This is a genomic window from Parasphingopyxis sp., from assembly GCF_028279465.1.
GTDB lineage: Bacteria > Pseudomonadota > Alphaproteobacteria > Sphingomonadales > Sphingomonadaceae > Parasphingopyxis.
In genome coordinates, this window is record NZ_JANQNS010000005.1 from 61,253 (window position 1) to 86,403 (window position 25,151).

Annotated in this window: 21 protein-coding genes; 7 read left to right on the forward strand and 14 right to left on the reverse strand. The window is 63.6% G+C overall.

The window, feature by feature from the left end:
* Positions 1-109 precede the first annotated feature (109 nt).
* From Q0974_RS02810 to Q0974_RS02830, 5 genes are all read right to left on the reverse strand, one after another.
* Positions 110-2,470, reverse strand: a complete 2,361-nt coding sequence (locus Q0974_RS02810) for a serine/threonine-protein kinase (protein ID WP_299322391.1) — start codon at positions 2,468-2,470, stop codon at positions 110-112.
* A gap of 148 nt (positions 2,471-2,618) precedes the next feature.
* A complete protein-coding gene (locus tag Q0974_RS02815) occupies positions 2,619-3,758 on the reverse strand; it encodes an acyl-CoA dehydrogenase family protein (RefSeq protein ID WP_299322392.1) in 1,140 nt (379 codons plus the stop codon).
* Positions 3,759-3,787: 29 nt separating this feature from the next.
* Positions 3,788-4,984, reverse strand: a complete 1,197-nt coding sequence (locus Q0974_RS02820; RefSeq protein ID WP_299322393.1) for an acyl-CoA dehydrogenase family protein — start codon at positions 4,982-4,984, stop codon at positions 3,788-3,790.
* 94 nt (positions 4,985-5,078) lie between these two features.
* Positions 5,079-7,607: an FtsX-like permease family protein gene (locus tag Q0974_RS02825; RefSeq protein WP_299322395.1), complete on the reverse strand. Its 2,529-nt coding sequence runs from the start codon at positions 7,605-7,607 to the stop codon at positions 5,079-5,081.
* Entirely contained in the window at positions 7,604-8,305 is a 702-nt protein-coding gene (locus tag Q0974_RS02830) for an ABC transporter ATP-binding protein (RefSeq protein WP_299322397.1), read from the reverse strand. The genes Q0974_RS02825 and Q0974_RS02830 overlap by 4 nt, the downstream gene beginning before the upstream one ends.
* A 16-nt stretch (positions 8,306-8,321) precedes the next feature.
* On the opposite strand from Q0974_RS02830, the gene Q0974_RS02835 reads away from it, so the two are divergent.
* The 3 genes from Q0974_RS02835 to galK are packed head-to-tail and all read left to right on the forward strand — an operon-like array spanning position 8,322 to position 11,247.
* Positions 8,322-9,032, forward strand: a complete 711-nt coding sequence (locus Q0974_RS02835; RefSeq protein WP_299322399.1) for an arylesterase — start codon at positions 8,322-8,324, stop codon at positions 9,030-9,032.
* Entirely contained in the window at positions 9,029-10,066 is a 1,038-nt protein-coding gene (locus tag Q0974_RS02840) for a UDP-glucose--hexose-1-phosphate uridylyltransferase (RefSeq protein ID WP_299322401.1), read from the forward strand. Before Q0974_RS02835 ends, Q0974_RS02840 begins: the two co-directional genes overlap by 4 nt.
* Positions 10,063-11,247: a galactokinase gene (galK, locus tag Q0974_RS02845; RefSeq protein ID WP_299322404.1), complete on the forward strand. Its 1,185-nt coding sequence runs from the start codon at positions 10,063-10,065 to the stop codon at positions 11,245-11,247. Before Q0974_RS02840 ends, galK begins: the two co-directional genes overlap by 4 nt.
* On the opposite strand, the gene Q0974_RS02850 is transcribed toward galK, so the two are convergent.
* The gene (locus Q0974_RS02850) at positions 11,244-13,208 is read right to left on the reverse strand and encodes a beta-galactosidase (protein WP_299322406.1); all 1,965 of its coding nucleotides are present in this window, start codon (positions 13,206-13,208) and stop codon (positions 11,244-11,246) included. The two genes, galK and Q0974_RS02850, sit on opposite strands and share 4 nt — an antisense overlap.
* Complete coding sequence (locus Q0974_RS02855; protein WP_299322409.1) at positions 13,205-15,322, reverse strand: alpha-galactosidase; 2,118 nt, start codon at positions 15,320-15,322, stop codon at positions 13,205-13,207. Before Q0974_RS02855 ends, Q0974_RS02850 begins: the two co-directional genes overlap by 4 nt.
* A 106-nt stretch (positions 15,323-15,428) precedes the next feature.
* Here Q0974_RS02855 and Q0974_RS02860 point away from each other — a divergent pair, with 106 nt between their 5' ends.
* The 4 genes from Q0974_RS02860 (at position 15,429) to Q0974_RS02875 (ending at position 19,835) form a co-directional block, all read left to right on the forward strand.
* Positions 15,429-16,898, forward strand: a complete 1,470-nt coding sequence (locus Q0974_RS02860) for a sodium/solute symporter (RefSeq protein WP_299322411.1) — start codon at positions 15,429-15,431, stop codon at positions 16,896-16,898.
* Between the two features lie 44 nt (positions 16,899-16,942).
* Complete coding sequence (gene glk / locus Q0974_RS02865; RefSeq protein ID WP_299322414.1) at positions 16,943-17,908, forward strand: glucokinase; 966 nt, start codon at positions 16,943-16,945, stop codon at positions 17,906-17,908.
* A gap of 43 nt (positions 17,909-17,951) precedes the next feature.
* Positions 17,952-19,250: a DUF3422 domain-containing protein gene (locus tag Q0974_RS02870; protein ID WP_299322416.1), complete on the forward strand. Its 1,299-nt coding sequence runs from the start codon at positions 17,952-17,954 to the stop codon at positions 19,248-19,250.
* 81 nt (positions 19,251-19,331) lie between these two features.
* A complete protein-coding gene (locus Q0974_RS02875) occupies positions 19,332-19,835 on the forward strand; it encodes a cytochrome c family protein (RefSeq protein WP_299322419.1) in 504 nt (167 codons plus the stop codon).
* A gap of 66 nt (positions 19,836-19,901) precedes the next feature.
* Here Q0974_RS02875 and hemA read toward each other — a convergent pair whose 3' ends face one another.
* The 7 genes from hemA to puhA are packed head-to-tail and all read right to left on the reverse strand — an operon-like array spanning position 19,902 to position 25,141.
* On the reverse strand, positions 19,902-21,122 hold the full coding sequence (gene hemA / locus Q0974_RS02880; protein ID WP_299322421.1) for a 5-aminolevulinate synthase: 1,221 nt from the start codon (positions 21,120-21,122) through the stop codon (positions 19,902-19,904).
* A gap of 13 nt (positions 21,123-21,135) precedes the next feature.
* Positions 21,136-21,918 (reverse strand): putative photosynthetic complex assembly protein PuhE, encoded by a 783-nt coding sequence (puhE, locus tag Q0974_RS02885; protein ID WP_299322424.1) that lies wholly within the window; start codon positions 21,916-21,918, stop codon positions 21,136-21,138.
* Positions 21,915-22,979 (reverse strand): magnesium-protoporphyrin IX monomethyl ester (oxidative) cyclase, encoded by a 1,065-nt coding sequence (gene acsF / locus Q0974_RS02890; protein WP_299322426.1) that lies wholly within the window; start codon positions 22,977-22,979, stop codon positions 21,915-21,917. The genes puhE and acsF overlap by 4 nt, the downstream gene beginning before the upstream one ends.
* Positions 22,976-23,272: a hypothetical protein gene (locus tag Q0974_RS02895; RefSeq protein WP_299322427.1), complete on the reverse strand. Its 297-nt coding sequence runs from the start codon at positions 23,270-23,272 to the stop codon at positions 22,976-22,978. Before Q0974_RS02895 ends, acsF begins: the two co-directional genes overlap by 4 nt.
* The gene (puhC, locus tag Q0974_RS02900; protein WP_299322429.1) at positions 23,272-23,745 is read right to left on the reverse strand and encodes a photosynthetic complex assembly protein PuhC; all 474 of its coding nucleotides are present in this window, start codon (positions 23,743-23,745) and stop codon (positions 23,272-23,274) included. Before puhC ends, Q0974_RS02895 begins: the two co-directional genes overlap by 1 nt.
* Entirely contained in the window at positions 23,742-24,362 is a 621-nt protein-coding gene (gene puhB, locus Q0974_RS02905) for a photosynthetic complex putative assembly protein PuhB (RefSeq protein WP_299322430.1), read from the reverse strand. Before puhB ends, puhC begins: the two co-directional genes overlap by 4 nt.
* Positions 24,359-25,141, reverse strand: a complete 783-nt coding sequence (gene puhA, locus Q0974_RS02910; protein ID WP_299322432.1) for a photosynthetic reaction center subunit H — start codon at positions 25,139-25,141, stop codon at positions 24,359-24,361. The genes puhB and puhA overlap by 4 nt, the downstream gene beginning before the upstream one ends.
* Positions 25,142-25,151: the final 10 nt, after the last annotated feature.

A 25,151-nucleotide genomic window follows, 5' to 3' on the forward strand; every position in this document is an offset into this window, starting at 1 on the left:
CCATAAATGGCCAGCTTAATCTGTATTGGGCGAACACGCATGAGCATTACCATATCCGATAAACATGAAATCTGCGCGTTGCGAAACCTGTCCGGCCGGACGGGCCGGTTCAACAATTCTGCAGCGCTTCCTGCGCGCGCGCATAGGTATCGTTACGATCGAAATCGCTCATGCCCCAGCGCGCATCCAGCGCGTCGAATTGCGCGATCGTTTCTCGATAATAGCGGCACGCCTGCCCCGCTTGGCCCGCGCGCGCATATATGTCGCCAAGGCCGTTCAGCTGGATGGCAACGTCCCGAAAAAAGCCCACCTCGTCAGGTTGTTCCTGTGAGAGCTGCCTGCGTACGGCCAGCGATGCGTTGGCGCCCTCGATCGCTTCGGGATACCGCCCGGCCGAGGACAGTGTAAGCGCCCTTTGCCCACCGACAACGGCAAGGAACCGAAAACCGCCTCTGTCGTCCGAATCGGCTTCGACGAGCCGCTGCGAGATGCGATAGGAGCGATTGAGCGCTTCGATCGCCTCCGTCTGCATGCCGGCCTCGTCCAGCGATCCGCCACGGGTCCATTCGACCACGGCCAGATCGCGCTGCATGTCTACCGAATCGAGGCCACTCGCAATGCCGTCCCGCAACAGCTGCGATGCGACGCCGAGCTCGCGGACCGACCCTTCGACGTCGTCGAGATAATAGAGCGCGTCGCCCTTGATCCGATAGGCACTCGCCCGGGCACGCACCGCCTGCTCGCTGGCCCGAAATACCTCGCTCCCACGGTCCAATTCTTCGATGGCGCGATCTGCCGCCGCAACGGCTTCGGCGGGCTCCTCGTTCCAGTAAAGATTATGCCCCTCGGAAATATGCGTGCGCGCGCGCTGCAGGACGCAATCGTCCGCCGCGGCGCACTGGCGATCGAGTATGGACCGGGCGCTCGTTGCATAATCGCGGCCAACGTCATATTCGTCGGTGAACATCACCGTGACGTTGGAGCGGGAGATACGCGCCTCGGCCAGCGCGAGCGCCACGGCTTCGTTGTCCGGGTCCTCTTCAAGCAATGCCGTCAGTATCTCATCGGCGCGGCGATAATTTTCCATCGCCTCTTCGCGCTGCCCCAGCGTTCCGCCACCGACCCCGCCCATCACATCGGCCAGCCGCATATAGCCGCGCCCAACCTCGAGCCGCACATCCGCCGGCGCGTCGGGATCGCGCGACAAAGTGTCGAGATAGCTTTGGGCGGTCGAGGCGAGCAGCTCGCGCGCGGCGGTCGAGCCTGGAACCGCATCGACCGCATCATAGACATCGAAGAGCATCGTGTTCGCGATCGCGCGTGTCGCCGCGAAACTGCTCTCGGCGCGAATACGCTCGCGTTCCGCCTGGTTATAGGCGTAGACGGTTCCGATCAGCGCCCCGATCAGGACCACCAGCGCCGCCATGCCGGCCAGCACCGAAACCTTGTTCCGCTGATAAAATTTGCCGAGCAGATAGCCGCGGCCGCCCTTGCGCGCCGCTATTGGCCGGTCGGAGCGGAACCGCTGGACATCGTCGAGCAGCGCGTCGGTCGACAGATAGCGGTCTTCCGGTTCGGTCTCCGTCGCCTTGGCAATCATCGCCGCGAGATCCGCATTGCCGGACCAGCGCGGAACGAGCAGATTCAGGATCTTGCCCAGCGAATAGATATCGCTCAGCGTAGTCGTCGGCGCGCCCGCCAGCCGCTCCGGCGCGGCGAACCCTGGGGTCAGGCTCAGTCCCGTCAGCGATCCTTTCCCGCTATCGTCCTGTTGTGTGTCCGGTTCCGGCGGCTTGGCGATACCGAAATCGATCAACTTGGGCTGGCCCTCGGGCGTAACGAGCACGTTCGATGGCGTGAGGTCGCGATGGACGATCAGGTTTTGATGCGCGAACCGCACCGCTTCGCACACCTGTTCAAACAGCGCCATGCGCGCGTCGAGCTCGAGCCCCTCGGCATCGACCCATTTCACGATGGGCATGCCCTCGATATATTCCATGATGATATAGGGATTGCCGTCGTCCGACGTCCCGCCATCATAAAGGCGCGCGATATGGGGATGTGATAGCCCGGCGAGAATCTGGCGTTCGCGTTCGAACCGCTCGATCAGCGAGTCCGATAATGCGCCCGGCCGGATGAGCTTGATCGCCACTTCATGATCGAAATCCCCGGCATCGCGCCGCCCGCGGAACACCGCGCCCATTCCGCCCTCGCCGATCTGCTCTTCGACCGCATAGGCCCCGACGCGTTCGGGTGGGTTGTCCCACGTGTACATCCGCCCCGCGCCGCCCGTTTCTATGGCGTCGCCGGCATCGGCCGAGGCCAACAAAGTGCGCACGCGGGTTTCGACCTCGGGGTCGTCGGGCCGGTTATCCTGGAGCCATTGCTCGCGTTCGTTTTCGGGCAAGGCCAGAAGCCGCTCGAGCAGAGCGAGCGCGCGCTGTTCCAGCGACAGGTCGTCCTGTCCCATTACCACCCCCTGCAGAAAGCTGCAGACCCAATAGCTTCAGCTTGGCCCAAGGGTTTAGGGCTTGTCCAGCTTTAGATGCCGGATTGCCCCGGAACGGGACGTTAGGCGCACCGGTCCGCTTGCGCGCCGGAAACGCTTCGTCGCAGCCTTATTGCTCGGCGACCAGCGCCATATGCCGTTTCATATGATGATCGACATTGCCGAATTCGGAATCGAAGATCGTCAGCCGCTTGAAATAATGGCCGATGGCGAGTTCGTCGGTCATGCCCATGCCGCCATGGATCTGGATCGCCTCCTGCCCGACATGATGGGCGGCCTGGCCGATCTTCACCTTGGCCGAGGATACGGCGATCTTGCGTTCGCGATGATCCTCGCCGAGGCGCAGCGTGGCAAGATAGGCCATCGAGATTGACTGTTCATATTCGACGAACATATCGACCATCCGGTGCTGCAGCACCTGAAACTTGCCGATCGGCGTGCCGAACTGCTTGCGCTGCTGCGAATAATCGACGGTCATTTCCTGCGCGACCTTCATCGCGCCGCAGGCCTCGGCGCATTGTGCAGCGATGGCTTCGTCCGTGACGAGTTCGATCAGCGCGAGGCCATTGCCCTCCTGCCCGATCACGGCATCGCCGGGCACCGCGACATTCTCAAAATAGATTTCCGAAGCGCGACGGCCATCGACGGTCGGATAATCGCGCGTCGTGATGCCTTCGCTGCTCTTGTCGACCACGAAGACGGTAATCCCGTCCTTATCGCGGCGTTCGCCGGACGTTCGTGCCGTTACGATCAGATGCGAGGCCCAGGGCGCGGCGATCACGACCGCCTTATGGCCGTTCAGAACATAACCATCGCCGTCGCGCTTGGCCGTGGTTTCGAGATCGAACAGATCGTAGCGGCCGCGCGGCTCGGCATAGGCGAAGGCATAGACCCGGCTGCCATCGACGATGCCGCCGATATGCTCGGCCTTTTGTGCATCTGTCCCGGCATGTGTGAAGAAACCCCCGGCGCAGACCACGGTCGGCACATAGGGCTCGACGACCAGGCCTTTGCCGAATTCCTCCATCACGATCATTGAATCGATCGCGCCGCCGCCAAAGCCGCCATCGGCTTCCGAGAAGGGCATGCCGAGCAGGCCTAGTTCGGCAAGCTGCGCCCAGATTTCCGGCCGCCAACCAGCATCGCCTTCGATAACCGAACGGCGCGTATCGAAATCGTAATTCTCGCGCACCAGCCGAGCGAGGCTGTCGCGCACCATGGTTTGTTCGTCGGTGAAATTGAAATCCACGCTGTCCCTCCCGGTATCTCAGGTTGTTCTTAGAGGCCGAGTATCATTTTGCTGATGATGTTGCGCTGGATCTCGTTAGACCCGCCATAGATCGACGTTTTGCGCATGTTGAAATAGGTCGCGGCCGAGCCATGGGCATAATCCGGACCGATCGGATATTCGTTCGATCCGGCATCGGCGAGATCGCGATAACAGGGCGTGCCATAATGGCCGACGGCTTCGAGCGTCAGCTCGGTCAGCCGCTGTTGGATTTCGGTGCCCTTGATCTTGAGGATCGAGCTTTCCGGACCCGGCCCCTTGCCCGCCTGTTCCCCGGCCAGCGTGCGCAACTCGGTCATTTCAAGCGCCGCCAGATCGATTTCAAGCTGGCTCACTTTCCGTGCAAAATCAAAGTCCTGCATAAGAGGCTTGTCATCGAGCATTTCGGACTTCGCAATCTCTCTCAACTGCGCGACGGCGCGTTTGGAGCGCGCGACACCGGCGATGCCGGAGCGCTCATGCGCGAGCAGGAACTTTGCGTACGTCCAGCCCATATTCTCCTCGCCGACCCGGTTTTCGACCGGCACGCGGACATCGGTCAGCCAGGTTTCGTTGACCTCGTATCCGCCGTCGATGAGCTTGATCGGCCGCACTTCGATGCCCGGCGTGTTCATGTCGACGAGGATGAAGCTGATCCCTTCCTGCGGCTTGGCGGCGTCGGGATCCGTGCGACAGAGGAAGAATCCCCAGTCCGCATGCTGGGCGAGCGTCGTCCATGTCTTCTGGCCGTTGATCACATAATGATCGCCGTCACGCACGGCGGTCGTCTTGAGCGAGGCGAGGTCGGACCCGGCGCCCGGCTCCGAATAGCCCTGACACCACCAGACATCGCCGCTGCGGATGCCGGGCAGATGCTGTTCCTTCTGCGCGTCGCTACCGAAAGTGTAGATGACTGGGCCAACCATGGAGACGCCGAATGGGAGCGGCATGATCGCGTTGACCCGCGCATTTTCCTCCGACCAGATATAGCGCTGCGTCGGCGTCCAGCCGGTGCCCCCATATTCGACCGGCCAAGCGGGAACCGACCAGCCCTTTTCGCCGAGAATCTTGTGCCAGGCGACCATGTCTTCGGGCGACAGATCGTCGCGCAAGCCGCTACCCGATATGTCGGACGGGTAGTTTTCGGCAATGAAGGCGCGGACTTCGTCGCGAAACGCCTGCTCTTCGGGGCTGAACTCCAGATTCATCGGATCACTCTCCTCGCATATCTTGGCGCCTTATTTACACGACTGTTGGCTGTGCGGAAGAGGCACGAAGGGTCATGTCGCCAGCGGTACGGTCCTAGAGTTGGCGCAGGGCGCGCGCCGGGCGCACCGACATCAGCGGGATCGCGCTCGCCAAACCGATACCCAGCGTCAGGATCGTGCCTGCCGCCAAAGTCCCGAGCACCACCGCCCAATCGGGCGACCAGGTAAATTCGAAGATCAGCACGATTACGCTCCATCCGGCGAGCAGACCCAGTGCCAGCGCGACGAAGGCCAGCACGGCGGCCAGCAGCGCATATTCGATCGCCTGGGTCAGCATGATCTGCCCCCTCGTCGCGCCAAGCGTGCGCATGATGACGCTGTCATAGCTGCGCGCCTGATTGGAGGCGGCGATGGCGCCGATCAGCACGGCGATTCCAGCGATGATCGACACCATGGCCGCCGCGATAATCGCCGTCGCCATCTGGCCGAGCAATGTGGTCACCTGGCCGATAATCTCGCGCACCTCGATGATCGACACCGACGGGAAGGCACCGAGCACCGCGCGCGACAGCTGCGCCTCGTCGCCGCTTTCGAGCGCCAGCGTCGAGGCCAGCGTATGCGGCGCATCGCGCAACGTATTGGGCGACATGACCATGATATAGTTGAAGCCCATCGTGTCCCAATTCACTTCGCGCAGCGAGGCGATCTCGGCCTCGATCTCGCGGCCCAAAATGCTGACGATGAGCGTATCGCCGAGCCCGACATCCATGACGCTCGCGGCCTCGCGATCGAGCGAGATCAACGGCGGGCCGTCATAATCTTCGGGCCACCATTCGCCGGCGGTCAGCTCGCTGCCCTCGGGCAGAACCGCGCTATAGGTGACGCCGCGTTCACCGCGCAGGAACCAGGCGCCTTCCGGCAGTTCCTCGAGATCCGCAACGCGCTGCCCGCGATACTCGACGATCGTCCCGCGTAATGTCGGCACGAGATTGAGCTCCGTGCCGTTCGCCTCTTCGTCGACGATCTGTCGGAACCGCGCTTCTTCGGCGACCGGAATGTCGAGGATAAAGAGATCCGGCGCACGTTCGGGCACGGTGGTGCGGATTTCCGAGGTCAGGCTGGTCTGGATGCCGGCCAGCGTGACGAACAGCGTCAGCGCCAAGCCGAGCGCGATCACGATGGCCGGCGACTGCGATCCCGGACGGTGGAGGTTGGTCACGGCCAGCCGCAGCATCGGGCTGCGCGGCCGCGGCACACGCTTTGCCAGCGCACGCACGCCCCAGCCCAGCGCATAAAGGAACAGCAGCACGCCGCCAGTCGCACCTATTACGATAGCCGAGAAAATCGGCTCGCGGGCGCTCAACAGGGCGATCGCGACGATGGCCGCACCGGCCAGCGCGATCCGTACGATCGTACCCGTGCCGATGGGATTGCGCCGCTCTACAAGGCTGCGGAACAATGCGGCGGCGGGCTCGGTTCGAGCACGCGCCAGCGGCGGCAGCACGAACATGGTGGCGATCAGCACGCCATAAGCGGCGGCGATCACCAGCGGTATCGGATGCACCGAAATGCCCGGCGCGACAGGCAACAAATCGCCGAGCCCCGTCACGATGATCGGCGTCGCCAGCGCGCCGACCGCCAGGCCAGTCACGATCGCGCACAGCGTAACGATACCGATCTGCACGGCATAAATGCGCGCGATATCGGCCGACGTCGCGCCGAGAATCTTGAGCGTCGCGATGCCGGGCCGCTTGCGTCCGAGATAGGAGGCAACGCCGTTACCCACGCCAATGCCCGCGATGATCAGCGCGGTCAGCCCGATCAGCGAGAGGAACTGCCCCATCCGCTCGAAAAAGCGGAAGGCGCCGGGCGAGGCGCGATCGCGGTCCTTGAACTCCCAGCCAGCGGACGGGAAGCGTTCCTGCAGATCGTCCACCGTCGCCGCCGGATCGACGCCGGGCGCGAGGCGGATACGGTATTTGCTCTCGTAGAGACTGCCCGGTTGGATCAGCCCCGTACGCCGCAGACCCTCTATCGAGGTGATCGCGACGGGACCGAGCGTAAAGCCCTCGCCCACCCGATCCGGCTCGTCGACGATGATATCGCGGATCGTGAACGTCGCCTCGCCATAGCGGAGCGGATCGCCGGGTGCGATCTGCAGCCGGTCGGCTAACGTCTGGCCGATCACGATATCCTCCGGCGACAGCGCATCGGCCTGTGTGCCGTTTTCGAGTATCAGCTCGCCATAGAGCGGATAAGCGTTATCGACGCCCTTCAGCTCGCTGAGCACGGCCTGCGGTCCGTCAGCAGCAGCATCGGGGTCAGCAATCTGCGCCATGGCGCGCATACGGATCGTCTCGCTCAGTTCGCCGGTTTCGCGCATCGCGGCGAGCTCTTCGGCTTCGGCCTCGCGCTGCGTCATCGCGATCTCGACATCGCCGCCGAGCATCGTCTGGCCGCGCTCGGAGAGTTCGCCGGTGATCGATGCGGTCAGGCTGCCGATGGCGGCGAGCGTCGCGACACCGAGAAAAAGGCAAATGAAAAGGAGACGCAGGCCGCGAAAGCCGCCGCTCAGATCGCGCCAGGCGATCCTGGCGCTCGCTTTCCAGCCCAGCGTGCTCACGGGCGCCGGTCCGCGACGATCTTGCCGTCTTTCATTTCCACAATACGATCGCAGCGTTCGGCGAGGCTCACATCATGGGTGATGATCACGAGCGTGGAGTCCGCCGCGGCCTTGCGGTCGAACAGCACATCGATGATCGAGCCGCCCGTCGCCGCATCGAGATTGCCGGTCGGCTCGTCGGCGAAGACGATCTTCGGCCCCGGCGCGAGCGCGCGGGCGATGGCGACGCGCTGCTGCTCGCCGCCCGAAAGCTGTGTCGGATAATGGCCGAGACGATGGCCAATCCCGACCGCTTCGAGTTCGGCCGTGGCGACGTCGAACGGATTGTCGACGCCCGCCAGCTCGAGCGGCACGGCGACATTTTCCAGCGCCGTCATCGTCGGCAACAGGTGAAAGGATTGGAGCACGATGCCGATCCGTCCGCGCCGCGCCCGGGCGAGATCGTCTTCGTCCAACTGGCTGAAATCGACCCCGGCGACCGTTACCGATCCGCCCGTCGCCTGTTCGAGGCCGGAAAGGATCGCCATCAGCGAGGATTTGCCCGAGCCCGAGGGCCCGAGAATGGCGAGGCTCTCGCCCGCGCCTATATCGAGATCGATCCCGCGCAGGATTTCCACGGGCGCGCTTTGCGTGCCGAGCGACAGGGTGACATTGCGGGTCTGGATTGCGATAGCGGTATCGCCGTCGGATTCAGTCATTTGGAAAGGGCGATCCTTGAACGTGAAACTATGCTTCTATGGCGCATTGCTGCTTGCGGTCCAACCGATCGCGGGATGCGCGGATGACGGTGGCAGTAATGAGACGGCGGTTGATCGAAATGTAGGAAGCGACGGCGAAACCGCAACTGCAGACGCGGCAGACTATGATCATATGATCGTCGTATTCGGCGATAGCCTCTATGCGGGCTATGGCCTTGATCAGGATGAAGGCTTCGCACCCGAGCTGCAACGCGCGCTGAGCGATGGGGGCCAATCGGTGCGCGTCGTCAATGCCGGCGTGTCCGGCGATACGACGGCGGCAGGGCTGCAGCGCCTCTCCTTCACGCTGGACGGGCTCGACGCGACGCCGGACCTTGTGATCGTTGGCCTCGGTGGCAACGATATGCTGCGCGGGATCAGCCCCGAACAAACGCGCGCGAACCTGCAGGCGATCCTCGACGAGCTCGAAAGCCGCGGCATTGACGCCATGCTGACCGGCATGCTCGCCGCGCCCAATCTCGGCGCCGACTATGCCGACCAGTTCAACCCGATCTACACCGATCTTGCCGCGCAATATGACGTGCCGCTCTATCCCTTCTTCCTGGACGGCGTGATCCAGCGCCCCGAGCTTATGCTGCCCGATGGCATCCATCCGACGGCCGAGGGGATCGATGTCGTCGTCGAACGGATCGAAACGATGGTCGAGGCCGAAATCGCCGCGCCATGACGCCGCATCCGGAGCGACCGCACCGCCGCAGAAATCCGCTGACCGGCCGCACGGTGCTGGTTTCCCCGCACCGCCTGTCGCGCCCCTGGGACGGGCAGCAGGATGATCCCGATCCCCCCGGGCCTTCTTATGATCCTGACTGCTATCTGTGCCCGGGCAACGAGCGGGCCAATGGCGCGGTGAATCCGGCCTATAACGGCACCTATATTTTCGACAATGATTTCTCGGCGCTGCTCGAAGAGCCGGGCGAGATCGAAACGACCGACCCGCTGTTCGCGGCCGAGCCGGTGGAAGGGACCTGCCGGGTCATTTGCTATTCGCCCGATCATTCCAAGACCTTCGCGGAACTGTCGCGCGCGGCAATACGCGGCATTATCGACAGCTGGTGCGCGGAGAGCGCGGCGCTGGGCGCGCGCTATCGCTGGGTGCAGATTTTCGAGAATAAGGGCGCGATGATGGGCTGTTCCAATCCCCATCCGCACGGGCAAATCTGGGCGAGCGGCCATATTCCCGACGAACCGGCGATTGAGGATACGCATCAGCGCGCCTATCTGGCCGATCATGGCCGCGCGCTGCTCGCCGATGTTGCGGCGCGCGAAAGTGAGATCGGCGAACGTATCGTGGTCGAGACCGAAGGCTGGATCGCAATCGTCCCCTATTGGGCGTCCTGGCCGTTCGAGACGCTGCTGCTGCCGAAGACCGATATCCGCCGCATGCCCGATCTGGCGGACGATGCGCGCGACGATCTCGCACGGGCGATGAAAGAGTTGACGACGCGCTACGACAATCTGTTCCGCTGCAGCTTTCCCTATTCGATGGGCTGGCACGGCGCGCCGTTCACGGCCGCGGAGGACAGCCATTGGCGGCTTCACGCGCATTTCTATCCGCCGCTGTTGCGCTCCGCGAGCGTGCGCAAGTTCATGGTCGGCTATGAGATGATGGCCGAAGCGCAGCGCGACCTGACGCCCGAGCGCGCTGCGCAGATGCTGCGCGATGTGGATGGCGTGCATTATCGCGAGGCGGACGGAGGATGACGCGGACCTCGTTACCGGCGCGGATTCTGCGAGCGTTTCGCGACACCTATAGCGCGGAGCCGACATCGCTGATCCGCGCACCGGGCCGGGTCAATCTGATTGGCGAGCATACCGACTATAATGACGGCTTCGTCCTGCCCTGCGCGCTGCAATTCGAGACGGTCGTGGCGGCCGGACCATGCGATGACGCGAGCATCGAAACGCTCGCGCTCGACTGCGATGGCGCGCGCGATCGGTTCGATCCGGCGGCAGACATTGCGCCGCTCGCCCCCGGGGCATGGCAAAACCATATTCGCGGCGTCGCGGCCGAACTGGCGCGAACAGGATCGCTGCCACCGGGCGCCAGGCTCGTCATCGGCGGAAATGTGCCGCAAGGGGCCGGCCTCTCCTCCTCGGCATCGCTGGGCGTCGCGACAGCTGCGGCGCTCGGCGCGCTCGCAGACGCGCCCGCCGATCCAACCGCGATGGCGCGGATCGCCCATGCATCGGAGAATAATTTCGTCGGCTGCGCCTGCGGCATCATGGACCAGCTCGTATCCGCGCGGGCCGAAGTGGGCGCCGCTCTGCTCATCGATTGCCGAACGCTCGCAGCGCGCGCCGTCCCGATTCCCGACGGCGTGGCCGTGCTAATTGTCCATTCGGGTGTCGAGCGCGGACTGGTGGACAGCGCGTATAACGACCGCGGCCGGCAATGCGAGGATGCCGCCGCCCATTATGGCGTCGCGGCGCTACGAGACCTCGATACGCGAAGCCTTGAGGCCGGACGCAACGGGCTCGAGGAAGCGACATATCGCCGGGCGCGCCATGTGGTGACCGAAAATGCACGCGTACACGCGTTCGTCGATGCGCTGCAGCGCGGCGATCTTCGCGAACTCGGCGATCTGATGGCCGCGTCGCATGCCTCGATGCGCGACGATTTCGAAATCACCGTGCCGGCGATCGACGCGCTCGCTGCGCTGATCGCGGACGCGGCCGATGGCGAGGGCGGCGCGCGGATGACGGGCGGCGGCTTTGGCGGCTGCATCGTGGCGTTGCTGCCCGAAGACCGTGTCGATCATGTCCGGAGCGTCGTCGAAAAGGATTATCGCACGCCGAGCGGCGAGATCGCGACGATTATGCGGGGTATTCCGTCCGCGGGTGTCAGCATCATCGAAGGCGAAATCCAGTCAATCGCGCGCTAGCCCGCATCACGCCAGACTGCCACGCCGGCTGCCGCTATCGTCGATTCCCCGATCACCATCCGGTCTACCGCTGAGTCCGGCAGTATATCTGCGATATCAATATCTTCCGGACCATAGTTGAAGGCGAATACGCAATCGCCATGCCGGCGCATGCGGATATCGGGCGGCACGTCCAGCGTCTCGATACCGGCCTCATCGGCCATCCGGCGCAACAGGCGATCGAGCAACAGCGTATCCGGCCACCCGGCCAGATAGCGCACCCCACCCTGCCGGAAGACGACGCCACGTTCGCCGGCCGAATGTTCCGGCGCGATCTCCGTCTCAACATGTTCGATCCAGCGCGGCACCGAAAACTCTTCGCCTTCGACCGTTAGCCCGTCGCGCAGGCTTTCGACGCGCACGACCTTGAGCGGGAGCAGCGCCTGCAGTGGGCCGGGCGGCAGCGTGTCCGGTATCTGGAAATCCTCGGTCTTGCTGCCGCTGCGCGGACCGATCAGCAGCGGGCCATCGAATGCCGTGAGTGCCGCGAGTAACTTTGGCCGGACGATCGGCAGGCTGGGCGCGACGGCCATGCGATAGCCGGACAGATCAGCATCGGGCGCGACGATATCGATATCGAGCCCCAGCCGCCGCAGCGCCGAATAGAAGGCGAAAGCCAGCTCAAGATAGCGAAAGCTCTGGCCCTGCGGCTGGGTGCCGAGCAGCCATTGCGCTTCATAGGAGAAGATCAGCGCGACCGGCGCGCGCCGCGCCGCCTCGGGGCCGGGCAATGCGCGTCTTTCTGCCGCCACCGCCGCCGCTTCGCCGAACGCGACATCCTCGCTGCTGTCCGGCCGCAGCAGGCCGCTATGCATCTGCTCCTGCGCGAACGGCGCCTGCCGCCAGCGGAAATAGGAGACAAGCTCCGCGCCATGCGCCAGCGCCTCGAGCGTCCAGAGCCGGACCATGCCGGGCAGCGGGGCGGGATTGAACCGCGCCCAGTTCACCGGCCCCGGCTGCTGCTCCATTACCGACCAGCGGCCATTCGCGCAGCCGCGATAGAGATCGTGATGAAAGGCCGCCATGTCGGGATGGCCTTGCCGCGCATAACGGTGCTTCTCGGCCGCGGAGAAGTTCGGAAACTGTTCGAGAAAGCCGAGCGGATAGCTGTCCCAGCTCGCCACATCGAGATCGCCGCCGACCGCGTGATGATCGAAATCGGTGGTGAAGCCCATAAAATTGTGAACGATATCGCGGCCCGGCGAATGGGTACGCAGGATATCGGTCTGCAACCGGTTGAAACTCATGACCTGATCCGACGAGAAGCGGCGGAAATCGAGCATATGCGCCGGATTGGGCTCGGTGACCGTCAGATTGGGCAGATCGACGGCGTCGAAATCCGGATATTCCATGCTCCAGAAGACATTGCCCCAGGCGCGGTTCAGCGCATCGACATCGCCATATTTCTCGGCAAGCCAGAGGCGGAAGGCCGCCGCCGCGCTCTCCGAATAGCTGAGCGTCGTGTTGTGGCAGCCGAACTCGTTATCCGTCTGCCACGCCGCGATGGCCGGATTCTGGCCATAGCGTTCGGCCAGCGCCGTCACGATGCGCGCACATTCCGCCCGATAGCCGGGATGCGAAAAACAATAATGCCGGCGCGATCCGAACTTTCGCGGCCGGCCATGCCGGTCGACGGCCAGCATGTCGGGCATCCGATCGATCAACCATTTGGGCGGCGTCGCGGTCGGCGTGCCGAGAATGATGCCGAGCCCCTGCTCCGCCAGTGTATTGATCGCGCGGTCGAGCCAGTCCCAATCATAGCGGCCGGGCTCGGGCTCGATCCGGCTCCAGGCGAATTCGCTGATCCGGACCCGGTCGAGCCCGAGCTCAGCCATGCGCCGCGCATCTTCGGTCCATATCTCTTCGGGCCAATGCTCGGGATAGTAGCAGGTGCCCAGATGCATATGCTCTTGTGCGCTCATAGTCTTTCGATCCCGATCAGCCAAGCGGTTTCCGGATGGGTCAACGGCAGGGCCAATCCGTCGTTCGCCAGATAGGCGCCGCCGAACGCGATGCCGTTTCGCCACCGCGTGCCATTCGGCAGATAGCGGCGCGCTTTGTCCGGCCAAGGCTCGATCAGACGCACGGCGTAGCGCGCGTCTGCGTCGAGGCCCGGCAACCGGATGCGGGGCGCGTTGAAATCGTCCGCGAAATCGGTGCGCGCGGCGATGGCCAGCGCCCTGCCGCCATCTGCCGCGATGGCGATCTGACCGAACAGGCTGTCACCGCCGAGATCGAACCAATGGCACGACCCGGAGTGCAACACATCGCGCCACTCCTTGTAGAGCGCGATATGCGCGGCAAGTGTCTCGCGCTCGTCCGCGCTCATCGCCGCGGGATCGGCTTCGACCCCCATATGCCCGAACATCGCGACCTTGGCGCGAAAATCCATCGAGAGCCGCCGCCCGGTGACCGGATTGGGGCTCGGTCCGACATGATTGCCGATCACTTCGAGCGGCAGGAACTGCCCCCAGCCGGCATTGATCCGCAACCGCTCGATCGCGTCATTATTGTCGCTGGCCCAGACACGATGACAGCCGGACAGCATCGCATAGTCGATGCGCCCACCGCCGCTCGCGCAGCTTTCGATCTCGACCGCCGGATGGGCGGCGCGCAGCCGGTCGATCAACGCATAGACGGCCAGCACCTGCGCATGGCCCTTCATCGCACGCGGGAAGAGATCGCGATTATGATCCCATTTGAGATAGGCGATCCGGTGGTTCGAGAGCAGCGCATCGAGGGCCGCGAAGATATGATCTGAAACTTCAGACCGCGTCAGGTCCAGCACCAGTTGTCCGCGCTGCGTCGGCCGCTCGGCGCCGGGCGCGTGGATGCACCAGTCGGGATGCACGCGATAGAGATCGCTGTCGGGGCTCACCATTTCCGGTTCGACCCAGAGCCCGAAATCCATGCCGAGCGCCTCGACATGAGCGATCAGCGGATCGAGGCCGGCGGGGAACAGGTCCGGCGATATCGTCCAGTCGCCCAGGCTCGTCCGGTCGTCACGCCGCCCGCCGAACCAGCCATCATCGACCACAAACCGCTCGATCCCGATGGCAGCGGCGTCATCGGCCAGCCGCTTGAGCTTCGCCTCGTCCATATCGAAACTGAGCGCTTCCCAGCTGTTGAGATGGACGCGGCGCGCGGGCCAATCGGCGCGATCCGGCAGCACATGGCGGCGGACATGATCCGTCATCGCGTTGCGCAGGCCATTGCGGCCTTCACCACTGACGCCGAGATGCACGGGCGGCGCGTCGAACCGCGTGCCTGGCTCGAGGACAATCTCGCCGATATCGAGGCGGCAGCCCATCTGAATGCGGCGCTGCGCATCCGCATCGCCCTCGACGATGCTGTAATGATCGCCGGACCAGCCGAGATGCAGGCCGATGATCTGGCCGCGCGTAACACCCGTCTCCGCCTCATGGGCCAGCAGCCAGTTGCCGCCGCCAAAGCCAGTCCGTCCGCCGCGCGATTCGTTGAGCCATGCGCCACGCCCGATGACGCCGGTCTCGCTGCGCATCTCCGCCGACCAGCGCCCGGCATAACGCGTGATGTACGTCGCCCAGTCCGGCAGGGGCAGCGCGAGCGACGCCAGCCGCGCAATCGTGACCGGCGCATCGCCCATGTTCCGCAGCGATGTTTCGATGACGAGAACACCGGGCGAAACGGCCCGCCAGCGGAGGTTGATCGCGATACCGGCCCGCTCGTCTGCCAGCGCGAAGGTGATGGCATCCGGCTCGGCGCGCGTGTCTCGAAGCACCGGATCGATAGCCATGGCCGCGCCATCCGCCAGCAGCTCCAGCGCCGGCGTCCCCAGAAACCCGCGCCCATCGAGCGGCAACAGAGAGGGTGTCGGAGGATCGTCTGCCTGCGACTCATGCCGACCCCGCGCCGATGCCAGCGCGATGGCCGCCAAGTCCTCATCCGCGGCCAAAGGCGTACCCAGATAGACAAGCTCCGGCACGCGCGCCGCACAGGCGAACACGGCGCACACGCCCTCCCCGTCCAGCCGGCAATATCGCTCGTCCCGTGTCACGCAACGGGCATGCGAAGCCGCAGCGCGTCCGTCAACGGAGAAAGGGCGGCCGGCGCATTGGCAGGTTCGGCGCGACGCGTTACGCACGGAGCCGAGAGGGGATTGCATGTTCGGCGAAACCGCTGGGTCCATCGATGCGGTGCAGATCATCGTCTGTATCGCGCTGACCGCGCTGGTCGGCCTGGCGACCTGGTGGAAGGTTCGCCAGGCGAAGCGGCATGACGGGTCGAAGAAGGACGTTTATCTCGCCGGCGGGGGCCTGAGCTGGGTCTTCGTCGCCGGTTCGATCACGCTGACCAACCTCTCGACCGACCAGCTTGTCGGCATGAACGGCAACCAGATGGCGCTCCTCGCCTGGTGGGAGATTGCCGGCTTTTTCGGGCTTCTAATCCTCGCCTTCGTTTTCGTGCCGCTTTACTATCGCCATCAATGCACGACCGTCACCGAACTGCTCGAACGCCGCTATGGCGGGCGCAGCATCCGCACGCTGATCTCCGCACTGTTCCTGTTCGGCAATGTCCTGATCTACCTGCCGGCCGCGCTCTATAGCGGCGGGCTGTTCATGCAGTCGCTGTTCGGCGGCGGGCTGCCGATCATCGCCTTTTCCGCCATCCTCGCCGTGATCGCGGCGGCATACACGATCTTCGGCGGCCTGCGTGCGGTCGCAGTGATGGACACCTATTCGGGCATCGGCGTGCTGGGCCTCGCGTTGCTGATCGTCTTCCTCGCGCTGGCAGCCGTGGATTTCGATATCGTCACCGGCGTACCGGCAGAACGGTTGACGATGATCGGCGGGCCGGATTCCCCGATCCCCTTTCATACCCTCTTCACCGGCATGCTGTTCATCCAGATCTTCTACTGGTCGACCAATCAGAATATCACGCAGCGTGCCATGGCCGCGCCGACCGTGCGCGAGGCGCGCAAGGGGGTGCTGGCCGCCGCCGCGATCCGCATCCTCATCGTCCCGCCCATCGTCGTGCTGCCCGGCATCGTGGCGTTCAAACTCTTCGGCGATGTGGGGGACGCGGCCTATGGCCGGCTCGTCGCGGAAATCCTGCCCGGCTGGCTCGCCGGCGCCTTCGCCGCCATGGTTGCCGCCGCCGTCATCACGACCTTCAGCGCGGTGCTCAACAGCACGGTCGCGCTCTATTCGGTCGATTTCCACGAACAGTTTATCGGCGAAGTCCCGAACCACTGGAAGCTCGGCGCGATGGTTTCCGTGCTGCTGACCATCGTCGCGATTTCACTCGTGCCGATCTACCAGAATGCCGAAAGCATCATCAATCTGCTGCAGCAGCTCAATGGCCTCTTGTCGATGCCGATCCTTTCCGCCTTCGTCGCCGGGCTATTGTTCAAGGGCGTCGATGCGCGCGCGGCGATTGCCGGGGTGATCTGGGGCGTCCTGCTCTACGCGGCCTATACCTTCGCGTTCGAGCCCGCCGGGATTATCACGATGCACTATATCGACTTTATGGTGGTCGTGCTGGTCACATCGGTGCTGGCCGCGCTCACCGTCAACCGGATCGTTTTCGGGCAGCGCGCGACATTGGCGCGCTGGCGGCGCGTGGCGGCTTAGGATTGGCGGTGCATGGAGCGTGATGAGAAGATGAGCGGCGATCGATGGATATCGTAACGGCGGATATCGGCGGCACCCATGCCCGCTTCGCGCTCGCAACGGTGCGCGATGGCGCGGTCACCGATATGGGCGAGCCCGTCACGCTACGCACGGGCGAGCATGCCGGTTTGGCGGACGCTTGGCAGGCCTTTGCGGCCACCCTGCCTGACCCCGCACCGCGCGCGGCCGCCATCGCCATCGCCGCCCCGATCCGCGGCGAGACGATCGCGCTGACCAACAGCGATTGGCGCTTCGAACGCGATACGATCGCGCAATCCCTTGGTCTCGACCACCATATCCTGCTCAACGATTTTGCAGCGATCGCGCATGCCGCCGACGCGCTGGATGCACGCCATTTCGCCGATATTTGCGGCCCCGCCGGGCCATTGCCCGAGAGTGGCGCGATCACCGTGATCGGCCCGGGCACAGGGCTCGGCGTGGCGGCTCTGCTGCGAACGAACGAGCATTCGCATGTCATCACCTCGGAAGGTAGCCATGGCGATTTCGCGCCGCTTGACGCGTTCGAGGATCGGCTGCTCGCCCGGCTGCGCGAAGTTCACGGCCGCGTATCGGTGGAGCGCGTCGTCTCGGGCCCCGGGCTGCGCACCATCTATGACGTGTTGGCGGAAGATACGGGCGATTCCGCATGGGATCGAGACGATCGGGAATTATGGGCTGCAGCATTGCAAGGCGGTGATGCGCTTGCCTCGGCCGCGCTCCAGCACTTCTGCCAATGCTTCGGCGCAGCCGCCGGCGATCTAGCCCTGACCTTCGGACCCGGCCCGGTTGTCATCGCCGGCAATCTGGCCGCGCGCCTCGCCGATATCCTCCCTGTCTCCGGCTTTGCGGAACGCTTCACCGCGAAGGGGCGCTATCGGGAAATCATGGAGTCCGTGCCCGTGAAGCGGCTGACCCACCCCGAACCCGGCCTCTACGGCGCTGCCGCCGCCTTTGCGCAATCGATGCGATGATAACGCCCGTGCATTTGGCGAATCCTGACCTTAAGGTCCGCTGATGGTATTCACCGAACATCCCCTGCGCCGCGGCCTTGTGCGCGAAATGCATATGCGGCGCTTCGTGGAAGTGCCGATACCGTGCGAAATCGTCCAGATGGTCTGGGTCATCGAGGATGCGCAGCGCGAACAGGAAAATCGCATGCTGCAATCGGCGCCGGACGGGATGGACTTCGATATCGACGCCGAAGCGAAGCATATCACCTCCGCAACGCAAACCGGCGCGACCTTCGTCTGGGAGCAGCATACCGAAGCATCGACGATCACCGCGATTCTCCCGCCCGATGCCCGCAAAGGCCGGCAGAAACTTTTCGACTGGATGGAGAATTGGCCGGGCGCCGTCGTCCGCGCAACGCGGCTGACGGTCGAAGCATCCGAATCCGATGCCGAGAACCGGCTCGACGAAATGGAGTTCAATCAGGCCGATCTCGTATCCTGCCATTTGAGCTGCGGCGTCCGGCTCTGGTCCGATTTCGGCATCCATCAGGGCTATGGCAGGACATTGATCGCAGCGAACGATGCGCCGTCCCGCGATCTTGGCCGGATCGTTCAGCGGGTTCAGGAGCTCGGCAATTATCGCAACATGGCGTTGCTCGGCTTTCCGCTTGTGCAGGACTATGCGCCGCGCCTGAGCCGCCTCGAACGGCAATTGGCGGACTATGCCCAGATGCTCGAACGCGATCCGAAGAGCGACGACGAGGCGCTGCTCGATCAGCTGACCGAGCTTTCCTCGGAGCTCGCGCTGATCCGCGTCGAGACCGGATACCGGCTCGGCGCGACCCGCGCCTATGCGGAGATCGCCGCCAACCGGCTGGAAAAGCTCGATATCCGCCCGATCACGGGATTTCCGAGCCTGACCGATTTTACCGAGCGCCGCCTGCTGCCCGCCATGCGGACATGCGAATCCTTCGAATCGCGACTGAACGACCTGTCGGAGCGCACGGACGGGGTCATCGCCCTCTTGAACACACGCATCGACACGCGGATCAAGGCGCAAAACCGTGATCTGCTCTCTTCGATGGAAAGCAGCCTCGGCATCCAGCTCCGCCTGCAATCGCTGATCGAGGGCCTGTCGGTGATCGCGGCCACTTATTATGCGGTCGGGCTGATCGCCTATCTGGTGAAGGGCGGCGATGGCCTCGGCGCGGGATTCGGGGCCGATGTCATCATCGCCTTGCTGGTCTTCCCGGTCATGGCCGCGATCTATTTCTTCGTCCGGCATCAAAGGGTGAAAATTCTCAAGACCGATGAAAAGGCCGGAGAAAAATCCGAAACCGGCGACGGCGCGCGAAGCGAATAATCTTGGGGCGTTGAGCTTGTCCGAAATATTTTATACAGCGTCTCAGCACGTCTTCGGAGAAAAGGAAGCAATATGAGGAAAATGCATAAATTTCTCGGCGCCGCAGCCGCATTGGGACTCATGACGACCGCCGCCTGTGGCGGTGGCAGCGACGGACCGCCAGCCGCCGATGGCGGAGACGCCGAAGCCGAAGCGCCAGCGGACGACGCCGAGACGGCCGAAGCGCCGTCGGCTGATTCCACCGACACGATCGACGGCACGGTCTATGCCGATTTCACCGGCGATGCGACGGCGGGTGAGGCCGTATTCGCGCAGTGCCGGACCTGTCATGTCATGGATCCGGGCGTGAACCGCACCGGCCCCTCGCTACACAATATCGTCGGACGTGAGGCGGGTCAGGTCGAAGGCTTCAACTATACCGATGCCAACGCCAATAGTGGCATCGTCTGGACGCCGGAAAAACTGTTCCAATATCTGGAAAATCCGGCCCGCATCATCCCGAACACGCGGATGGCCTTTGCCGGACTGCCCGAAGCGCAGGACCGGGCGGACCTTATCGCCTATCTGGAAACCTATTCCGAATAGCCGAACGCGTTTCGCGCAAGAAAAGGGCGGTCCGCGGGCCGCCCTTTTTCGTTGGGTGTGCAGGCCTCAGGCCGCGATTGCGCCCCGCGCCAATTCGCATTCGGACCAGATTTCGGTCAGCGCGTCGATCAGCTTGTCGATATCCGCATCGCTATGCACGGGCGACGGCGTGATGCGCAGCCGCTCGGTGCCCTTGGGCACGGTTGGATAGTTGATCGGCTGCACATAGATCCCGTGATTATCCATCAGCCAGTCGCTGATCCGTTTACATTTGTGCGGATCGCCGACCATCACCGGGATGATATGGCTCGGATTGTCGAGATGCGGGATGCCGAGACAGTTGAGCTTGTGCCGCACCTTGGCGACCCGCTCCTGATGCCGCTCGCGTTCGGCATTGCTCTGTTTGAGATGCTTGATGCTCGCACAGGCACCGGCGGCCAGCGCCGGCGGGAGAGCGGTGGTGAAGATGAAGCCGCTCGCGAAACTGCGGACGAAATCGCATAACGCGGTCGAGGCCGCGATATAGCCGCCCATCACGCCAAACGCCTTGCCGAGCGTCCCCTCGATCACCGTGATCCGGTCCATCAGCCCTTCGCGCTCGGCGATGCCGCCGCCGCGCGGGCCATACAGGCCGACCGCATGCACTTCGTCGATATAGCTCATCGCGCCATGCGCTTCGCACACATCGAGGATTTCGGCGATCGGCGCGATATCCCCGTCCATCGAATAGACGCTTTCGAAGGCGACGAGTTTGGGCCGGACCGGGTCGATGGCCGAGAGCTTCCGGTCGAGGTCCTCGGGCGAATTATGCTCCCAGATATGTTTTTCGGCCTTGCTGTGCCGGATGCCCTCGATCATCGAAGCGTGATTGCCGGCATCGGAGAGTACGACGCAGCCGGGGAGTTTGGCCGCGAGCGTACCGAGCGCCGCCCAGTTCGAGACATAGCCCGAGGTGAAGAGCAAAGCGGATTCCTTGTGATGCAGGTCCGCCAGTTCGTTTTCCAACAAAACGTGATGATGGTTGGTGCCCGAAATGTTGCGCGTGCCCCCTGCCCCGGCGCCGCACTGGTCCAGTGTTTCATGCATCGCTTCGATGACCGTGCGATGCTGGCCCATGCCGAGATAGTCGTTCGAGCACCAGACGGTTACATCGGTCGTGGTATCGTCGACATAGCGGGTCGCGTGCGGGAATGCTCCGGCATGGCGTTCGATCTCGGTAAAGATGCGATAGCGGCCCTCGTCGCGCACGCCATCCAGCTCATCCTTGAAATATTGTTCATAGTCCATTCCAGGCTCCCCTTTACGCATTCAATCCCTTGTTCCGGCCGGGCAGTGCCCAGCCCCATAGAGCGCCGTCCCGGAAGGGCAGCGCCAAAAACAGATGTTCCAATGTGCCGAGTATCGCGAACCCGAAGACGAGGCTGGCGCTGACGGCCGCGAAACTGTCGGCCGGTGCGGCGAAGGCCCGCATGCCGAGCCAGACGGCGAGCGCCGCGGCGGCCACAATCGCCATCGCGAGCCAGAAGCCGAACCGGCGCGGGCCGAAATAGGTTTTCATATAATCGAGATGTGGCGGCAGCATCTCCGTGCTCATATTCGGCACACCGGCGAAGATGTTGAGCTTCGTACTGAGGCGCATGACGAAGAGCAGCAGGAAGACCATCGCGCCCGTCTGATTGGGCATGCCCCAGCTCGCCGCGACGATCAGCGCGCCGGTCACGGCCAGCGCGATCTCGTGATAAATCAGCACGTTCGTCGCATGGACGAACCGCTTCCAGCCGGCCACCCCGTCCGGGCATGGCCCGCGGCGTGGCCCCGCGACGGCGCCCATCAGGAAACTCATCTCGTGCCAGGCCCAGACAGCAAGCGCGCCGACAAGCGCCACATAGGCCGCCGCAACGGTCGCGAATTGCGCGCTGATCACGATCGCGACCAGCCCGGCAATGCCGCCAATCGCCGCGAAGCGCAGGCTGCGCGCGAAAGTGGCGCGCGGCCGGTTGTCGAGCCAGGCGACCAGCCCGGTGCTGATGAACCAGATCAGCACGACCGCGATCAGCGGTATTATGTGACCATAGAGGCTCAAAACGCCGGCTGCAGTCTGATGTTGGCGGGCAGCTCGTTGCGCTTCGACGGCAGGAAATAGAGCCGGGCGAGCGTCGCGCCAGCGACGGCGATATGGCCGAACCGCTTGATCGAGCCCATGATTCCGCCCTGCTCCTTGGCCGCATCCATGCCGCGCGACGCGCGCAGCAGCCGGTCCATGCCCTTGCGGAAGCGCGGATCGTCGGTGTTCAGCTCGACCGGGAAGACCTGGCGGCTGATCGCCGTGCATTTGTCGAATACGGCATAATCATATTCGGTCGGATCGACGCCGAGCGCCTTGTGGAAGGCCGGCCGGCCATGATCGCGCACATACATGGTCGCATAGACCGAAAGCAGGAAGAATTTGATCCAGAGCTTGTTCGCGCCCTTCAACAGTTTCGGATCGGCGCGGAGCAGCATGGCGAAGGCTTCGCCGTGGCGAAACTCGTCATTGCACCATTGTTCGAACCAGTTGAAAATCGGGTGGAAGCGCAGCTCGGGATGTTTGGCGAGCTGGCGGAAGATCGTGATATAGCGCGCATAACCGATCTTCTCCGACAGATAGACGGCGTAGAAGATGAATTTCGGTTTGAAATAGGTGTATTTTTTCGACTTGGTCAGGAAGCTGAGATCGACGCCGATCCCGGCATCCTTCAGCGTATCGTTGATGAAACCGGCATGGCGGCTCTCATCGCGCGCGAGCAGCTTGAAAAGCTGTTTGACGTCCGGGTTCTTCGTCCGGCGCGCAATCTCGGCATAAAGGATGCAGCCGGAAAATTCCGATGTCAGCGAGCTGACGAGGAAATCGATAAACTCGGCCTTCAGCTCCGGCTCAAGCCCCTCGATGATGCCGTCAAACTCTTCGGTCCGGCGGAAGTGGCGCTTGTTGGGATCGCTGACCATCTCGGCGATCAGCTCGTCCCATTCCTCGCGCACGGGCGATACGTCGATCTTGTCGAGCGCATCGAAATCGGTGGTGTAGAAGCGCGGGCTGAGGACCGTGTCCTGCTGCGCAATCTCCATGACATCGGGCGCCGCTTCGACTTTCGTATGGGCGTTCATCGCAACCTCCTCGGCGTAAAACTGACTTCGTAAAGTTCGGCCAGATCGAAATAGCTGGCCAATTTAATCCAGGCGCGCACGAGCGGCCCGGCGCGTTCGACGGTCGCCGTACGTTCGTAGACCGCACTGCCGCCGAACGGGATGCTGATCGGTGCGCCATGCACGCACACCCTGTCACCCGGCCCGATCGGCACATTCCCGTCGAGTTCGACATGGGCATGGAAATGTTCTTCACTCTGCTCGACTTCGATCCGGCATCCGGTATCGAAAGACTCATTGCGCAACAGGCCCATCACCCGTCTCCATTCTCTAAGAACTGCACAAATACGGCGCGATTGTCGGCGCCGAACGCGCCGAGTTCGACCACCCGGCCAGTCGCACTGTCGCGCAACGACAACGATCCGTCTTCCCACAACGTCAGTGCGAAAGGCTGTTGCTGGCCTATGCCGTTCATCCGGCGCTCGCGGGCCAGGCCGCGCATGACGCCGCGAATGAAGCCGCTGCCCTCTTCGCCATAGATGGCGATCTCCTGCCCGGTTTCGGCATCCACCACACGTACCGAACCGTCCACGGTATCGCTAAAGTGCAGCGTGCGTTCAGCAACCGGCGCAACATCGGCGGCTGTGCGCTCGGCAACCGGCGATGCCGCATGCGGGATCCAACCGAGCCGCGTCGCCGCCGTCAGTGCGAGCGCAAGCGCGATCAGCGCCGCCGCCATAACGAGCGCGCCCTTGGGGACAGTTGGATCTTCGTGGGCGTGGCTCACGCAACTGCCTCCGTCATGCCCGGCGATTTCGCTGGCGCCGTTTCTGCCGGTGCGATGCGGTCGATATCGACGACAGATGCCGTGGCGCGGGCGAGTTTCGCGGCGACCGTTTCAGCATCTGGAATGGCCCGCAACATTGGTTGTACGCGCGAGAACTTCCACGGCCGGGCATGCGGCCAGAGCATCGCATAACCGATCCGATGCGTTCCGGTCAGCGTCAGTGCGATATCGCCAAAGCCGTTGCCGCGCAGATTGAGATCAGCCGCGCCGATCTGCTTGAGCGGCAAGTTCACGCATTTGTTGAGCGCGACGCCGATGCGCAGCACTATGCGCCGGTTGGTGAGCGTGTAGACGGTCGTTCGCTCGACGCCCCAGGCAAACAGCATGAGCAGGCCGATACCGAGCATACCAGCGATGCCGGTCGCAATCGCGCCGCCAATACTGCCGCTGGCAAAGGCAAGTGCGACAAGCAGCACGAAATAGACACCGATCAGCCGCGTGTGCAGCGCCGTGCGGGCCAGTGTCCGCCACTCCGGTGTGCCTTGCCAGAGGATCTGCTCCCCTTCGGGCAGGTGGCCGGGCAGGCCCCTTATGGGTTCATGATCGTACTCGCTCATATGACCGCCTCCTGACGCTCAGGCGTCGCATAGAGATAGCCGCCGCCGAAATAGGCGGAGACCCGCTCTTCCTCGTAGCGCGTGATCTGCCCGGGCGTTTCGAGCTGTGGTGCGCCGGCGAATTGGTCGGCATTCAGCGCATCGATGTGCACTTCGCCCTTCCTGCCTTTAACGATGCTCATCGGCATCGGCGCGAGCACCTTGGGCCCGGCCGTCGTCGCGACTTCGAGATAGCGGATGATATGCTCGGCCCGGTCTACCCAGATATCGCTGACCGTGCCGGCGACTTCGCCGTCCGCACCCTTGACGATCATGCCACGCGGATCGGCATCTTGTTTCGCGACCGTAATGCCGGAGTCCGTGCCCATCGGGATAATCCGGGGATGACCCTCGGCATCCAGATCCGGCCAGCGGGAGCGCTCCGCCCAGGCTGCCGGGCCGATGCCATCTGCCAGCGGATCGCCTGTCGGAACCACCGGTGCACCACCCGCCCGGAAGGTGCGTTCGGCAGGTATATCGACGGGCTCGCGGCCCTCGGTCCGCGGCAGCGGTGCGACGACGCTACCCTTGTCGTGCGGAAGGCGGAAAGTCTTGGGTTCCGCCGTATGCAGCGGTCCGCCGGTCGATTCGACCCGCCCGGTCAGTTCGTCCTCGAGAGGATATCCTTCCCGGCGATCCTCCCGTCGCAAATAGAAGACCAATGCGATGAAAAAGAGCACAAAGGCGTAGAACATAAGTTCCGCCACATCGATCGTTCCTACCAGGTTGCCATCAGTCATCGGTCTTTCC